The organism is Pseudomonas sp. VI4.1 (assembly GCF_002029345.1).
GTDB lineage: Bacteria > Pseudomonadota > Gammaproteobacteria > Pseudomonadales > Pseudomonadaceae > Aquipseudomonas.
Map to the genome: position 1 here is coordinate 62888 of NZ_MULM01000177.1, position 15815 is coordinate 78702.

At 55.6% G+C, this 15815-nt stretch carries 14 protein-coding genes; 9 read left to right on the forward strand and 5 right to left on the reverse strand.

Annotated features, from left to right (window positions below):
- Positions 1-3: 3 nt before the first annotated feature.
- Genes BZ163_RS26465 through BZ163_RS26475 form a run of 3 tightly spaced genes read right to left on the reverse strand, consistent with a single transcriptional unit; the run spans position 4 to position 2728 of the window.
- On the reverse strand, positions 4-765 hold the full coding sequence (locus BZ163_RS26465) for an O-antigen ligase family protein (RefSeq protein WP_128873341.1): 762 nt from the start codon (positions 763-765) through the stop codon (positions 4-6).
- Complete coding sequence (locus BZ163_RS26470; RefSeq protein ID WP_128873342.1) at positions 657-1310, reverse strand: hypothetical protein; 654 nt, start codon at positions 1308-1310, stop codon at positions 657-659. The genes BZ163_RS26465 and BZ163_RS26470 overlap by 109 nt, the downstream gene beginning before the upstream one ends.
- Entirely contained in the window at positions 1298-2728 is a 1431-nt protein-coding gene (locus tag BZ163_RS26475) for a lipopolysaccharide biosynthesis protein (protein WP_168187410.1), read from the reverse strand. The genes BZ163_RS26470 and BZ163_RS26475 overlap by 13 nt, the downstream gene beginning before the upstream one ends.
- 732 nt (positions 2729-3460) lie before the next feature.
- Between BZ163_RS26475 and BZ163_RS26480 the strand changes: the two genes are divergently transcribed.
- From BZ163_RS26480 to BZ163_RS26505, 6 genes are all read left to right on the forward strand, one after another.
- Entirely contained in the window at positions 3461-4057 is a 597-nt protein-coding gene (locus tag BZ163_RS26480) for a sugar transferase (RefSeq protein ID WP_128873410.1), read from the forward strand.
- Entirely contained in the window at positions 4054-4680 is a 627-nt protein-coding gene (locus BZ163_RS26485; RefSeq protein WP_128873344.1) for an acetyltransferase, read from the forward strand. Before BZ163_RS26480 ends, BZ163_RS26485 begins: the two co-directional genes overlap by 4 nt.
- A gap of 93 nt (positions 4681-4773) precedes the next feature.
- Positions 4774-5952: a DegT/DnrJ/EryC1/StrS aminotransferase family protein gene (locus tag BZ163_RS26490; RefSeq protein ID WP_128873345.1), complete on the forward strand. Its 1179-nt coding sequence runs from the start codon at positions 4774-4776 to the stop codon at positions 5950-5952.
- 213 nt (positions 5953-6165) lie between these two features.
- Positions 6166-8160, forward strand: a complete 1995-nt coding sequence (locus BZ163_RS26495) for a nucleoside-diphosphate sugar epimerase/dehydratase (protein WP_128873346.1) — start codon at positions 6166-6168, stop codon at positions 8158-8160.
- Positions 8161-8273: 113 nt separating this feature from the next.
- A complete protein-coding gene (locus BZ163_RS26500; protein ID WP_128873347.1) occupies positions 8274-8609 on the forward strand; it encodes a helix-hairpin-helix domain-containing protein in 336 nt (111 codons plus the stop codon).
- A 755-nt stretch (positions 8610-9364) separates the two neighbouring features.
- Positions 9365-10258, forward strand: a complete 894-nt coding sequence (locus BZ163_RS26505) for an O-antigen ligase (RefSeq protein ID WP_128873348.1) — start codon at positions 9365-9367, stop codon at positions 10256-10258.
- A 78-nt stretch (positions 10259-10336) separates the two neighbouring features.
- On the opposite strand, the gene wzy is transcribed toward BZ163_RS26505, so the two are convergent.
- Entirely contained in the window at positions 10337-11779 is a 1443-nt protein-coding gene (wzy, locus tag BZ163_RS26510) for an O-antigen polysaccharide polymerase Wzy (RefSeq protein WP_128873349.1), read from the reverse strand.
- A gap of 360 nt (positions 11780-12139) precedes the next feature.
- Between wzy and BZ163_RS26515 the strand changes: the two genes are divergently transcribed.
- Positions 12140-12934, forward strand: coding sequence for an SDR family oxidoreductase (locus BZ163_RS26515; RefSeq protein WP_128873350.1), 795 nt, complete (start codon positions 12140-12142; stop codon positions 12932-12934).
- Positions 12935-12966: 32 nt separating this feature from the next.
- On the forward strand, positions 12967-14241 hold the full coding sequence (gene fabF, locus BZ163_RS26520) for a beta-ketoacyl-ACP synthase II (protein ID WP_128873351.1): 1275 nt from the start codon (positions 12967-12969) through the stop codon (positions 14239-14241).
- On the opposite strand, the gene BZ163_RS26525 is transcribed toward fabF, so the two are convergent.
- Entirely contained in the window at positions 14238-14795 is a 558-nt protein-coding gene (locus BZ163_RS26525; protein ID WP_128873352.1) for a TetR/AcrR family transcriptional regulator, read from the reverse strand. The genes fabF and BZ163_RS26525 overlap by 4 nt on opposite strands.
- 157 nt (positions 14796-14952) lie before the next feature.
- On the opposite strand from BZ163_RS26525, the gene BZ163_RS26530 reads away from it, so the two are divergent.
- Positions 14953-15804 (forward strand): DUF1989 domain-containing protein, encoded by an 852-nt coding sequence (locus BZ163_RS26530; protein WP_128873353.1) that lies wholly within the window; start codon positions 14953-14955, stop codon positions 15802-15804.
- Positions 15805-15815: the final 11 nt, after the last annotated feature.

A 15815-nucleotide genomic window follows, 5' to 3' on the forward strand; every position in this document is an offset into this window, starting at 1 on the left:
TAATCAGATGGATTGAGGCTTCTCGCGCAACGCAGTGAAGCTGCCATTTTTGACCGCTAGCGCGCAGATGATCATATAAAGACTGAACACTGGCTGCCGAAGCATGAAGTGAGCCCCGGAGAACAGCATCAATACGATCAGTACGGCCAGCGAATACGGATCTCGGGCCTGATATGCCTTGAAGAGAAGCCACAGGTACAAAGCGGCAAACAGTAGCACGCCTGCGATTCCAACTTGAGTCAGCATGTCAAAGCCGAGGTTATGGGCCTCTTCCTTTTTGGTTGGATCTTCCAGATAGGAGAATGCGCCCGGCCCATGTCCGATAATGGGGGATTGCAGCCATGCGTCGTAGGCATGGATCCACAGGGTCTTGCGCACACCGCCCTTGTTCTCGTCGAAGCCGACACCGATGATGGAGTCGGACTTGCCAGGCGCAAACGCTTTTTTCGGTTGTTCCGGAGCGGCTTCGCCAAACATCGAGGAAACAGTGCTGACGATCGCTGTTTCGATCTTGAGGAGCTGTTCCCGACCCGGCCCATCGATCATGACTTTGAATGTGCTGAATGCAAGGACGAAAGCAACCAGCATTGTTGCGAACATTTTCCAATTGACCCGTTTCACCCAGAGAGACGCCACGATCGTCAGCAATGGCAATCCTATGGTCCAGGCGAGCAGCAGTGCATCGCTGCGTACGCATATGCCGAGCAGGAAAAACGCCCACAGAAGCAGGAAGTTGCGTAGCCAGCGGGCGCTTGCCAGTTCGATTCACGGTAGACCGCCATCAGCCAGATAGGAATAGGCAGCAGCAACAGTGCGAGCTGGTTGGGGTTGGTGGACCAGGCCGACAGCCGCGAAGGGTAATCCGTATTGATTCTGAACAATTCAGCCAGTTCGTTGGAGTCCGTCAGGAAGCAGAGGAACGGGATGGCCAGCAATACGACCGGGATCACGCCCAGCGCCTTGATGAAACTGGAGAATTCCTGTTTTGACGTCTGCTCGATGCAGGCCAGCGCCATGAGTGAAAAACACCCCGTATATATATAGGCTGCAGCCGTGTGGGTCGCGCTGGCTCCTTCGACAGGGCTGAGCAGTGCCGCTACTGCCGCGATCGCAATGAAGCCTATCCAGAAGAGCATGATCGGGTGTTTCAGGTAGTGCAGGGCGCCTCTGTAACGCAAGGCCCAGAGGAATAGCAGCATCACGGCAAGTTCGCCGATGCCGATTGGCAGATTGCCGAACCGCAGCACTGTTGCCACGGACGCAAAAACGATCAGCGCGGCACCGATCGATAAAAAGTTTACCTTGCCCATTTGTTTTGCCTTAGGTCTCGCAGGCGCTTCGCCAGAAAAGCGATGCCACTCATGAAAACGGCAAGCAGGAGCAGTGAAACGACTGCACCTTGAATGCCGTGGATTGACGTTGTCGTGAATACCCCGATACCCACTCCGAGCCAGGGCATTAGCCCCATGGCTGATTTATGGAGTGGGGAGGACAAGAGTATACCGTTACGGATGTCGACAATTACGACGGCCAGTAATTGAGAAGTGAACCAGGCCCAGCCGATTTCCCTGGTTTCATGGGCATGGAAAGCGAACAGTGTGGCGGCACCGGCTCCCAGTGAGAACAGGTTGATCAACAGTGCAGCGCCTGCATCTTTCTGCGCCTGCAGAAACTCATACCCGAGGCGGACATGTCCGGACATACAGATTCCGGCCAGCAATCCCGCAGCGAACGGAGCCGCCTCTTGTAGCGGTGGGAACCATTGGGCCAGGAAAGGGTAGAGGGTCAGACCCGTGAGCGTGAGTGCCCCGTAAATCAAGGCACTTCCCAGGTTCAGGTAGGACAGCATGTCCTTGAGCCACGCTTTTTTATGAGCATCGGCCAGCCACTCGCAAATCTTTGGATAGACCAGGACCGGATAGAGGGTCGCAACGAACCAGATCTTGTTCAACACGTCGTAGACGGATCTGTACTTGCCCAATGTTTCGGCACCATAGGCATGGCTGACATAGATGGATATGAATTCTGTCGCGAGCACCTGGAGGAGAGCGACTCCGATAATCGGTGCCGCCTGTCGATAGAGGGTAGTCACCAAAGACCAGGCGACCGGATTGCGGGATTCGGCTTGCTGCTTGCGCCAGAAGAGCCACAGAATCAGATAGTCAGGGATCTTTCTGAGAACAATGGCGGCTAGCACCCACTCGATCTGCTGTGTAGCAGCGGCGACTATCGCCACTGAGAGGAACCTGCTCAGCTGGATGCACAGTTGATACTGGGCGTAGGCAAAGTGTCGGCCCCGCAGCACATTGAGCATCTGGAAATACTGGCCAGGCAGTGCCAGCACGTACTCGATCACCGCCGCAGCACCGATCCAGTAAGCCAGGTCCAGTTGATCGGTACGTAGCGGGAACAGGGCCGAGACGCCCTTGGCAACCATCGGGGCGGCCAGCAGCAGCACGACACCTGCAATGACGTAAGCCGCTCGAGTTGAGCTGACGAGCTGGGCGCGTTGCTCTTCCTTCACCGAGTAAATGTTGCTGACTGCCGACTTGGATAAAGCCGAATCGAGGAACAGCAGTGTGCTCGAGAGGATGATATAGACCGAATAGAATCCATAGCCCTGAAAACCGATGTAGTAAACAAGGATCGGAATAATCAGAATGTTCAGTAGGAAATTCAGACCATTGGCCGAATACAGCGCAAGGGATTTCTTCAGCCAGCTATTCAATTCCATCTCCCTATGCCGAATACGTAATGTGCTCGACGTTCCGGTTACCATCCGGGAATGGTCTGGATCGCAAAGTCTGTTGGGTTTTATGGGGCATCGGAAGCAATTTCCTGGCAGGCCCTCCATCCACGTACGTGCTGGCTAAACGCTTTGCAGGACTCGAATGCATCGGAAGATGCAAGCACGATTGCGAGCAGTAAGGCGCCATGGAATGGGAGGTGGGGAATGATACTGGATAGAGCGGCTCTGGCAAGTGGCAAGCGTTGATGACGCGCTTGCAGGCCGCGTGCGCTGTGTGTGGCCGGGTTTCGAGTGGGAGGATTCGTATCGCAGTATGCGACCAGTCATCGTCTGGCGATCTGCGCCAAAGTCAGAGGCAGGGCGCCAGACATTCGCGAGCCGGGGCGGTTTGGCTTTGCTCCTGTCGGTTGGGCAAGGCGATGCTTTACTTTCTGGAACAATATGAATAACGGCAACGTTATTCATTGCTTGACGAGTGAAGTCATGGTCGTCAAAATTTTTCGTTTTTGGTGCCTGTTTTTCCGATCATCTGTCTTGAACGATGGTGCAGGGACTGGCTTGCAAAACCAGCAATTGGTTTGAGTCGCTTCCTGCCGGTTGTGCATCGGCATCCCCGGGGCGAGACGCAGCGGGCTGATCGCTTTGTGGAAAGATGCAGCCATGAGCAGCAATGATTACAAGCACGCATCCAATCAAACGTCGGGTCAACTAATGTTCAAACGCTTTATCGATATCAGCGCTTCATTGTGCGCCCTCGTACTCCTCGCTCCCGTGATGGCCATTGTCGCCTGGAATATCCGCAAAAAACTCGGTTCACCGGTGCTCTTCCGGCAGGTACGTCCTGGACGTGACGGTAAACCCTTCGAAATGGTCAAGTTTCGTACAATGCGCGATGCCGTCGATAACGACGGCCATCCTCTTGCGGATGCCGAACGAATGACACCTTTCGGCGGCTTCCTGCGTTCCAGTAGCCTGGATGAGTTGCCTGAACTGTGGAATGTTCTTAAAGGTGACATGAGCCTGGTCGGACCACGGCCGCTGCTGATGGAATATCTGCCCCTTTACAGCCAGGAGCAGAACCGACGCCACGAAGTCCGTCCAGGTGTGACCGGATGGGCACAGGTCAATGGTCGCAATGCGTTGAGCTGGGACGAAAAATTCAAGCTGGATGTCTGGTATGTAGATAACCGGACCTTCCTCCTCGACCTCAAGATCCTGTTCATGACGGTAAAGAAGGTGGTTGTCAAAGAGGGGATCAGCGCGGACGACAACGTCACCATGTCCAAATTTACCGGTAATAAGCGATGAAAAGGCTGGCGGTGCTGGGTGCCAGCGGGCATGGCAAAGTCGTGGCGGATACCGCGCAATGCTGCGGTTGGGACCAGGTGGACTTTTACGATGATGCATGGCCCGGCCTCACGGGCAATGGCAGTTGGCCTGTGGTGGGTGATTCGGCGGCAATGTACACCCGCCTCCAGGACTATCAGGGTGTCACCGTTGCGATTGGCAATAACAGTGTCCGACATGCGAAGCTGGCGTCCCTGATTGCCGCGGCTGCGCCTGTCGTGTCATTGATTCATCCAATGACGTTCGTCAGCCAATACGCTTCCATAGGCCCCGGCTCCGTGGTTTTTGCCGGAGCGGTAGTCAATGCCGACGCGAAAATCGGTTTCGGCGCGATCCTCAATACCGGTTGTAGTGTTGACCATGATTGTGTGTTGGGGGACGCGGTCCACATCAGTCCTGGCGCCAGGCTGGCCGGCGCTGTCAGCGTAGGTGAGCGGAGCTGGATAGGGATAGGTGCCAGTGTCAGGCAATTGATCAGGATCGGGAGCGACGTTGTTGCCGGTGCCGGCGCGTCAGTGGTCAATGATGTGTCTGATGGCTCAGTGGTTGTCGGTGTACCTGCCAAAGTCATTGCAACGACTTGAGCCGAGATCGACTATGCTGCAGGGCATGGCTTGAATTGGTTGTAAACGAGTGATTTTTCTGAATTTTCATCTTGCAATTAATGGGTATGGACTGTGCTGAACTCTCCTTTTTCTCCCTGGCCTTCTTTTTCTGAAGAAGAAGCCAACGCAGTACGTGACGTCATTCTTTCCAACAAAGTCAATTACTGGACCGGGCAGGAATGCCGAGAGTTCGAGAAAGAGTTCGCCGCCTGGAGCGGCACTCGCTACGCCGTTGCGCTGACCAATGGAACTGTCGCCCTGGACCTCGCGTTCAAGGCCCTGGGTATTGGCGCAGGGGATGAGGTCATCGTCACTTCCCGCACGTTTCTTGCGTCGGTATCCAGTATCGTAAACGCCGGTGCCATTCCTGTTTTTGCCGATGTGGATGCTGATTCGCAGAACATCACGGCTCAGACCATCGATTCCGTGCTGACTTCGCGCACCCGGGCAATCGTCTGTGTCCATCTGGCAGGATGGCCTTGCGACATGGACCCGATCATGGCGTTGGCCGAGAAGCACGGTCTCAAGGTCGTCGAAGATTGTGCCCAGGCCCATGGCGCCAAGTACAAAGGGCGTCCGGTGGGTTCTATCGGTCATGTCGGTGCCTGGTCGTTTTGCCAGGACAAGATCATGACGACCGGCGGTGAAGGCGGGATGGTCACCACCAATGATCACGACTTGTGGTCGGACATGTGGTCCTACAAGGATCATGGTAAGAGCTGGGAAGCCGTGTACGAACGACAGCACGCCCCCGGTTTTCGCTGGGTGCACGAAAGTTTCGGTACCAATTGGCGCATGCTGGAAGCGCAAGGCGTATTGGGCCGTATTCAACTGCGACGCATGGATCAATGGCAACAGGCGCGTTTGGCCAACGCTCGTAAAATTTGGGCTGCCGCCGAACAATTGCCCGGTCTGCGGGTGCCTGCCATCCCGGACGACTGCTTGCATGCGGCTTACAAATGCTATGTGTTCGTCGAGCCTGAGGCATTGAAAGCCGATTGGACCCGTGACCGGATACTCAATGAAATTGTTGCGCGCGGCGTGCCTTGCTTTTCCGGCTCGTGCTCTGAAGTTTATCTGGAGAAGGCATTCGACAATACGCAATGGCGTCCGAAGGAGCGTTTGCCGGTTGCCATGCAATTGGGCGAAACAAGTCTGATGTTCATGGTACATCCAACACTGACTACTGCTGAAATCGACAAGACGTGTCAGGTTCTGCGCGACGTCATGCAAGAAGCGCAAGGCGTTTGAACTTTTAATCACGCGATCGGTTCTACCGGGTTCGTCAGGCATTGCAGGCATTGATAGAACATAGCGTGTAAAGAGCAGAGCCGTCTTGGATGGGGCTGACGGCAAACGTCATTTAAATAGAGGCCGGACCGTGTGGCATGCCTTTGACTTTTGGGTCAATGATTGGCAAGTCGCCATACGGTTCTAGAACGGTCCAGGTTTTACGAGGGATTTATGGATAAGGCACGAGCATTCCTGCTAGGGCTATCGCGTAGGAAAAAGCGGCTGATTCAGGTCATCTGCGACGTTCTGCTGGTCTGGCTGGCATTATGGATGGCATTTGTCGTGCGCCTTGGCATCGATGAGCTGATCAACCCTCTGGAAGGGCATCGCTGGCTTTTCATCAGTGCTCCGATTGTGGCAATCCCTCTGTTCATTCGTTTTGGATTGTATCGGGCCGTCATGCGCTATTTCGGCAACGATGCACTGATCGCCATCATCAAGGCTGTCAGTCTTTCTGCCCTGTTGCTCGCGGTCATAGTCTATGGGTACAGCAACCATCAGCCAGTGGTCCCTCGCTCGATCATTTTCAACTATTGGTGGCTGAGCCTGGTCATGATCGGTGGTCTGCGTCTGGCTATGCGCCAGTACTTTCTGGGCGACTGGTTTGCGGCTACTCAGCATGTACCCTTCACCAGTCGGGACGACGGTTTGCCCAAAGTGGCCATTTACGGGGCGGGGTCTGCCGGCAACCAGTTGGTGGTGGCATTGCGGATGGGGCGGCTGATGCGCCCGGTGGCGTTCATCGATGACGATCGCAGCCTCGCCGGCAGGGTGATTGCCGGACTGCAGGTGTACACGCCAAAACATATCCAGCAGTTGATTGATTCGACGGGTGCGCAGGAAATCCTGCTGGCAGTTCCTTCGGCAACCCGAGCCCGGCGTAGAGAAATACTTAACTTTCTCGAAGTTTTTCCGCTGCACGTGCGCACTGTTCCCGGCTTTATGGACCTGGCCAGTGGGCGGGTCAAGGTCGACGATATTCAGGAAGTGGATATTGCCGACTTGCTGGGCCGCGATACGGTACCGGCGCAGGAAGACCTGTTTTCCCGCTGCATCGAAGGTCAATGTGTTCTGGTGACGGGGGCGGGTGGTTCCATCGGATCAGAACTTTGTCGCCAGATTCTGGGGGCTCATCCGAAAACCTTGCTGCTATTCGAGCACAGTGAGTTCAACCTCTACAGCATCCTGTCCGAACTGGAACAGCGCATCAACCGCGAATCGCTGTCGGTCAAGCTGCTACCGATATTGGGATCGGTACGCCATGAGGCGAAGCTGCTGGACATCATGAAAACCTGGCATGTCGACACGGTCTACCATGCTGCGGCTTATAAGCATGTGCCGATGGTCGAGCACAACATTGCCGAAGGCGTTCTCAACAACGTCATTGGCACACTCAACACCGCCCAGGCGGCGTTGCAGGCCGGGGTCTCCAATTTCGTGCTGATTTCCACAGACAAGGCCGTTCGCCCGACCAATGTCATGGGCAGTACCAAGCGTCTGGCCGAGATGACATTGCAAGCGCTCAGTCGCGAAGCCGCGCCGGTTCTTTTTGGTGATGTCAGCAATGTATCCCAGGTCAACAAGACCCGCTTTACCATGGTGCGATTCGGCAATGTATTGGGTTCCTCAGGCTCGGTCATTCCGCTGTTTCATAAACAGATCAAGTCCGGCGGACCGTTGACGGTCACCCATCCGAAAATCACCCGATACTTCATGACCATTCCCGAAGCCGCGCAGCTGGTCATCCAGGCCGGCTCGATGGGGCAAGGCGGAGACGTTTTCGTGCTGGATATGGGTGAACCGGTGAAAATAGTCGAGCTGGCTGAGAAAATGATTCACCTTTCCGGCTTGAGCGTTCGCTCGGAGCGCAATCCACACGGCGATATCGCCATCGAGTTCAGTGGGTTGCGACCGGGGGAGAAATTGTACGAAGAGTTGCTGATCGGCGATGGGGTCGTGGCGACTTCTCATCCAATGATCATGAGTGCCAATGAAGACCATCTGCCGTGGGATGTGCTTAAAGCCCGGTTGAACGAACTCTTGTCTGCTGTCGAACAGGACGACTACACGCGTGTGCGTCAGCTCTTGCGAGACTCCGTCAGCGGCTATGCGCCCGACGGTGAAATCGTCGACTGGATCTATCAGCAACGCCGCCTCGAACCCTGATTGTTTCACATGCTGTAACGGACCGGTTTTTGACAGGCTTCAGACATCACCTACGTTTAGAGAGCAGCTTCGGGAAAGCTGCTCTCTTAAATTGATGTCATGGAGCGTCATATATGCGTACTGGCTATTTCTACTCTCTGGTTTTTGCCCTTCTGAGCAGCTTCTCTATGGGAATTACTGCGGCCCCGGCGGGTAAGACCGAAGCTGTCACTGCACCGGTGGTAACGGAAGCTGCCCCCAAGACTCAGGCCGGCAAGGTCGATCTCAATAAGGCCGATGCGCTAACGCTACAGCAGGAGCTAATAGGTGTGGGTGAAGCTAAGGCTCAGGCGATTGTTGCATATCGTGATAGTAATGGGCCGTTTGCTTCTGCGGACGAACTGCTTGAGGTAAAAGGGATCGGTAAGGTAATCCTCGATAGAAACCGTGACAGGCTCGAGGTGAATTAAGCCGTTGTATTTAATGCCAGAGGCCGGTCATTGACCGGCCTTTTGCATGGGCCGATGAGACGCCGCAGAAGCTTGCTCGTGAAATGAGTTCCCACATCTGAGCTTATGGCATACTCCCTGCCGATGTTGCTGGTGCCTTCAGTTTCACCCGGGTAGTCACCAGCCTTGGTCGTTGATCAGAGAGTGTTGTACGCCAATGCATAAAAATAGTGTTGTTCCTGTAATAGCGGCGTTGGTCGCCTTCCTGTCGGTTTCGACCATGCTGCGGTTTCCAGGTCTGCCTGTAGGTGTGGGGGAAATCATAGTTTTCCTGGCAGCGTTTGTGTTTTTGCGTCGAAGTAACTTCCTGCAGAATCTGAAACATCCATTAATGTTGTTCTGGATCGCGTTCATTGCCACCGCCATTGTTGGATATTTCGTAGGGTCTGTGCACGGCGAGGGCACGATACATACCGCAATTGCCTATTTATATGCTGCTGGTTTCACTCTGATTGTTCTGACTTATGTCGGTGATTTAACCAAGGCCGAGTTTCAGCGGTTCATTAGAGCCATGGGCACTATCCCTGTCTTGCTGCTCGCCATTCCGTTATTTATATTTTTGATCGGCAGCGTCTGGCTCTCGGATTTGCTGGAGATCAATACTACGTTCTACCCGTCCCGTGTGGCGGCCTGGTCAACCAACCCTAACCAACTTGCATTATTTTTGTTGCCAGTGCCTATCTGGCTGGCAGCTGTATCCCAAAACAGCCGTTGGCATGGGTGGCGGTTCGTCAAGAAGTTCTTTTTTTTTGTGGTTCTTTTTCTTTTTAGGATTTTGTGTAAGAAGCGATGCGCTGCTTTTGGCATGGTGCATCGGGCTTCCGTTAATGACGGTAATAGCCTGGCGTTGGCTGGGGAATATGAACTGGAGATTTTTTGCGACAATGATCGTCGCCTTTGTGCTCGCATTTGCTTCATTTAAATTTTTCTTTGACGGCGCTGGCCAGCAAGCCTTTGAAAGTGTCCGGGCAGAAATCTCGGAAAAAATGTCGTCGGCCGGGTTGTCCGCACGAGCTGACAAGGATGAACCGTCAGGGGCCGGGCACACTTCAAAATCCTCAAGCTTCCTCACTTCCTTGGGTTTTGCTCCAGCGTTCAATCGGGACCTGTCGAAGGGGCAACGTGCTGGTAACAAAATGGCTCCAGCCCCTCTCGCCTTTGGAAAATCCGATTCAGCGCTGGGGATAGGGATGGACCCTAATAAGGCAGGTGTGCGTAAAACCTTATGGATCCACGCTTTTGAAGTCTGGAAGCTGTCCCCAATAGTCGGCCATGGACCCGGCGCATTTTCCTATCTGGATTCGCCTGAAGATAGACAGGAAGCCCATAACCTTCTGTTGGACATGCTTACGCAAGTAGGCGTCGTAGGCGTCATCCTCTTTGCTGCATTGTACTTGTGGCTGATGGTCGGAGCATTCAAGGCGCGCGACCCCTATTCGATAACACTGCTGGTGATATTGATGGTCTTTTCTGGCGCTCACTTCATGCTTCGTCAGCCAATGTTCACCTTGTATATGGTGATTTGTGCCGTCGTCATAAAAAACAGGCTTTTTGGGCAAGTGGCGGGCGATAAGGGTGATACCCAGGCGATCGCGCCGCCCTCTCGGTAGTCAGGGTGACAGCGAATACCAGACGGCTTCAGGTAAATGCATGGAGGGGCGCCAGGGCCGGGCGCCGTTCCTCCAGTCTTACTTCATCGATACTCCCAGTTTCCGTCCCATAAGGCGGCTGCCGAAGTAGCAGGCGCCCAGTATGGCCGCGTACGCGATGAGGAAGGGAACGACGCTGTAAAGCCCTGTTCGTGGAAGCAACATGATTTTCACGAAGATCATCACATGTGCCCCAAAAACGAGTGGGTTGGTAGAGCTTGCAAGCCTGGCCAACACTGCTCCGAAACCGGCTGCAGCAATCAGATACATCCCCGGAATCCATAAAGTGTACGCGTAGAAATCCGAAAACAGTGACCATCCCATGCCGAACCCTTGCCCATAGGCATCACCTGAAAGCACTGCCTTGGAAAGGAATTGCCCGAAATACAGTTGATCCAGCGGAATGCTGATACCCAGGAGCTTGGCAACAATCGGTGTTGCGGGGAAGATACTGTGCAGGTAGGCGAGTGAGGGGTAGGTGTCAATCTGCATGGATGAATGGATATAAAGCGCCGTCAATCCTTGATTATCGATGAACCAAGGCAGAAAGACCGCGGTGTTTTCTCCGAAGTGAGCCGCGCGGGGGCCTATCGCCGCCAGTATTATCAAACCGGCGAGAAGAACAGGCAGTCCCACTAGTGCAATACGATCAATGCGTCTTATTTGAGTGTGAAACAACCACACGCAGAGTAACGCGAATCCCATGATGCCGCCGCGAACGCCCAGCTGCAGGTTGGCAATGTAGTAGATTGCCAACAAACCCAATATGCACCATCCCAGCCATTTGATCCGGGAAGCGAATGCCAGGCCGAGCGCCAGCAAAAGTCCATATTGGGCGGCGGTGCTGCCGCGCGTGGTGAAGTCAGACGAGGCGGCTTTGTAGAGTGATATGTATCCCTCATTGTGAACGCTTCGATAAACCTCGGGGAAACTGACCATGAAAGCCAATGTTGAAACAGTGGCGAGAATGATGGCGGGGATTCGCAGGGTTTTTGTCCACTCCAGATCCATCGGTGGCGCGACGGTTTTCGGTGTTTTCCAAAACGAAAACATGTATCCAGCGTGCATCGCATGCAGGCAAGTCACTATGTAGAGCGCCAAGCGAATGCCTTCATTCGCATTCAGTTCGATAGTGACAAAGTCTGGCCGGTGAACGGAGAAGAAGTTGGTTTCCATTCCCAAGATCGAGAGGTCGAACCCCATTGCATGGGCGACGAAACGTCCCCCGATAAATAACGATATGCAAGCAATAAAAAGCACGTACGTATGTACGATAGTTCGATGAACAAGCGCGCTGGACAGGATCAAGTAGACGAGTGAACCGACCACACTGAGTGTGGACCAGGATTGCGCCTCTTCCATCGTCGGATTGACTGGAGAAATAAACCAGAGCAAGAAGAACAAAGGGACCAACACCAGGGAGGTCAAGGCGATATTCCGCGGATTGGACAGTCTGTCGAAAATGATGCGATTCATGCTCATGCTGTTTTCTTCGCACTCTTAAGGTAGCGGTAGGGTGCCCCGGACAGGCGGACTTGAATGCAGGCGTGTCGCCGACGCGGCTGACGATCGCCTGCGGCTGGTCCGCTTCGACTCGCTCGCCGAAAACCGGCGGCATTGTCCCGGACTTGACCTTGTGGTGGATTGCGCAGGACTGCAATCATGGACAACGACATACGGATACGGTTCGCTTCGAGCCCGCCGTGACGCGCCATTCTCTGTCTGTCGCCTAAAAAATTACGACTATCATATTACTATCGGATTATGCCTATAATAATTTCGCTGAGGCGTTTAGGCCTCATGCGCTAGCCTTCCTCTCAAGCATCCCCAAGGAGCACTCTCATGAACTCTCCCCAAAACCCAGGCACTGCCCTCGTCACCGGTGCCTCTTCCGGTATCGGCGCGATCTACGCCGAGCGCTTGGCGGCGCGTGGTTTTGATTTGTTGCTGGTGGCTCGCGATCAGGAGCGGCTGGAAGCGGCGGCGAGCAGGTTGCGCGCCGAGCATGGGGTTCAGGTCGAGGTGCTCAGGGCTGACCTGACGCAAAAGGATGATGTGCTCAAGCTTGAGCAGCGCCTGCGTAGCGATTCCAGTATCAGCTTGCTGCTGAACAACGCCGGTGTTGCAGCGGATGGCTTGTTGGCTAATGCCGACATGGACCAGTTGGAGCGATTGATCCAGCTCAACGTTACAACGGTGACGCGGCTGGCTTCGGCGGCGGCGGCTGGTTTTGCCAAGGCGGGCCGGGGGACGATCATTAACATTGCCTCGGTGGTGGCATTGTTTCCCGAGCGTTTCAACGCAACTTACAGCGCCAGCAAGGCATATGTGTTAAGTCTGACCCAGTCGTTGAATGCCGAGCTGGATGGCACCGGGGTCAAGGTTCAAGCCGTGTTGCCTGGTGTGACACGCACCGAGATCTGGGAACGCTCCGGTATCGATGCTACCCAGATCCCTGAGGATATGGTGATGGAGGCGGGGGAGATGGTGGATGCGGCGTTGTCGGGGCTGGATCAGGGTGAGTTGGTCACTATCCCTTCGTTGCCGGATGCCGCCGACTGGGACGCCTTCGTTGCGGCGCGTCATGTGATGGCGCCGAATCTTTCCAAAAGCAAGGCCGCCTCGCGTTACAAGTGAGGTGCCATCCATTGGCTTGAGGTAATTGCAGTATGAGTGATCGTCGAGTGGTTGTGACAGGCATGGGCCTGGTGTCGCCGTTGGGGAGTGGTGTCGAGGCTGTCTGGGCGCGTTTGTTGGCGGGGCGTTCGGGGATACGCAATTTGCCCGACGAGGTGGTGGCCGATCTGTCGACCAGGGTCGGTGGTGCAGTGCCGACGCTGGCGGAGGATGCCGAGGCGGGTTTTGACCCGGACCGGGCCACGGCGCCGAAAGAGCAGAAGAAGATGGACCGCTTCATTCTGTTTGCCATGGAGGCGGCTCGTCAGGCAATCGAGCAAGCGGGTTGGCAGGCGCAGGACGCCAATGCCCAAGAGCGTACGGCGACCATTATCGGTTCCGGCGTGGGCGGTTTCGGCGCGATTGCCGATGCGGTGCGTACTACCGACAGCCGGGGGCCGCGGCGCTTGTCGCCGTTCACCATTCCTTCGTTTCTGGTCAACCTGGCTGCCGGTCATGTGTCGATTCAGCACGGTTTCAAGGGCCCGTTGGGTGCTCCGGTGACGGCGTGCGCGGCCGGGGTTCAGGCGATTGGCGATGCGGCGCGGCTGATTCGTTGTGGTGAGGCGGACATTGCGGTGTGCGGCGGTGCGGAAGCGGCGATCGATCGCGTCAGTCTGGCCGGATTTGCCGCGGCTCGCGCCTTGTCCAGTGCTTACAATGACACCCCGGAGCGTGCTTCGCGGCCGTTCGACAGCGGTCGCGATGGCTTCGTCATGGGCGAGGGCTCCGGTCTGCTGGTGATCGAATCCCTGGAGCATGCCCTGGCTCGCGGCGCGCAGCCGTTGGCCGAGTTGGTCGGCTATGGCACCAGCGCCGACGCCTATCACCTGACCGCCGGGCCCGAGGATGGCAGCGGTGCACAGCGAGCGATGTTGCTGGCGTTGGCCCAGGCGGGTATTTCACCTGCGCAGGTGCAGCATCTCAACGCCCACGCAACCTCGACGCCGATTGGCGACCTCGGTGAGCTGGCCGCCATCAAGGCGGTGTTCGGTACGGACAACAACATTGCGGTGACTTCGACCAAATCTGCCACCGGGCATTTGCTCGGTGCGGCAGGCGGAATCGAGGCAATCTTCACGCTGTTGGCGATTCGCGACCAGGTCGTGCCGGCGACCCTCAATTTCGATAACCCGGACCCCGCTACCCAAGGCGTGGACATCGTCCATGGTCAGGCACGGCCGATGGCTATTGAATACGCATTGTCCAATGGCTTCGGCTTTGGCGGGGTCAATGCCAGTGTGCTGTTCAAGCGCTGGCAGGGTTAATCCCCGGTTCGTTTGAGATAGACACGGGTGATGTCGAGAATCCGCTGGGCGAACTGCGGATTTTCGACACTGCGCGATAGCAGCAGCGCGCCGACCAGGGTCGACATGATGACGATGGCGCGTTCGGCGGCGTCCTCGCTTTCGAGCGCGGCTTGCACCTGGTCGAGCCGTGCATTGAGCACTGCGTCAGAGGTCGGGCTTGGTTGCCCGCGCAGACCGAGTTCCGACGACATGGTCGGAAGCGGACAACCTTCATCCGGTGAAGTCTGGTGCCATTCAGACAAATAGGTATCAATGAATGTTTCCAGCGGTTGATCCTGGGCAAACAGTTCGGCGCATATAACGTCTACCTGATCTCCCGCTGCTTGCAGGGCTTTTTCTACCAGTTCGTCCTTGGACTTGAAATGCGAGTAGAAGCCGCCGTGAGTCAAACCCAGCGCTTTCATCAGCGGCTGCAAGCCGGTCGCACCAATACCATCGCGACGAAACCGCGCTGATGCTTCCTTGATGATGCGTTGGTGGGTCTGAGCTTTATGGTCCTGCGAGTAACGCATTTCGAATCTCCGCAACAATGCACCATCTTAACCAATGAAAATTGGATGGTGACTGTACTTTTATTGCTAAAAAGCATGCAGATGCGTCCAACTTGGTCTTTGCTATATCGATTGAGCTGGCACGAATAGTGATTTCTTTTAATCGAGGACGCATGCCATGTACAAAGACTATCCGGCGGCCTATCAAGTCAGCAAAGGCTCGGCCTTGCAGGTGGACACTGCGTTCTACGAACGGATCCGCGACGCGAAGGATGGGCGCACGCTGATTGAAGCCTTTGAAGTGCCGATCCGCACCGGTCGCGCGTGGAAGGTACCGGCTGGACACGTGTTCCGGGTCACGACGCCAGTTGGCCCGCAAGTCGGGGATTTCAATGTGTGGAATGCCAACGACCCGCGTGAACGCTTGTGGGCGGCCCGGACCCGACAGCTGCAAGGCGCGCATGTCAGTACCCATGACCGGCTCTGGTCGAACCTGCCGTTTTTACGGCCCCTGGTGACCATCACCGATGACAGCCTGGCCGGTTACGGTATCGACGAGCACGGTGGCCGCTTGCACGATTTGCTCGGCACGCGTTGCGATCCCTATGTGAACAAAATGCTCACCGGCGAAGACTTCCATCACCACTGTCATTCGAACCTGACTCGAGCGGTGTTGCCCCATGGCTTGACCGAGTTCGACGTGCACGACGTGTTGAATATTTTCCAGTGCACCGGCCTGAACCACGACGACATGTACTTCATGAAAGCCTGTCCGGCACAGAAGGGCGACTATCTGGAGTTCTTCGCCGAAATCGATCTGCTGTGTGCACTGTCAACCTGTCCGGGCGGCGATCTTTCGCTGGCCATGTGGGGGCCGGATGCGCAGGATCCGCTGAGCGTGTGTCGACCGCTCGGGGTGGAAATCTATCAGTTGCAGGATTCGCTGCTGGCGGGCTGGAGCCAGCCGGAGCGCGCGGCGTACAAGGGGCTGCATGGCTTGCACATTGCCAAGGCGGATTGGGAGCAGTAAACGGACCATGG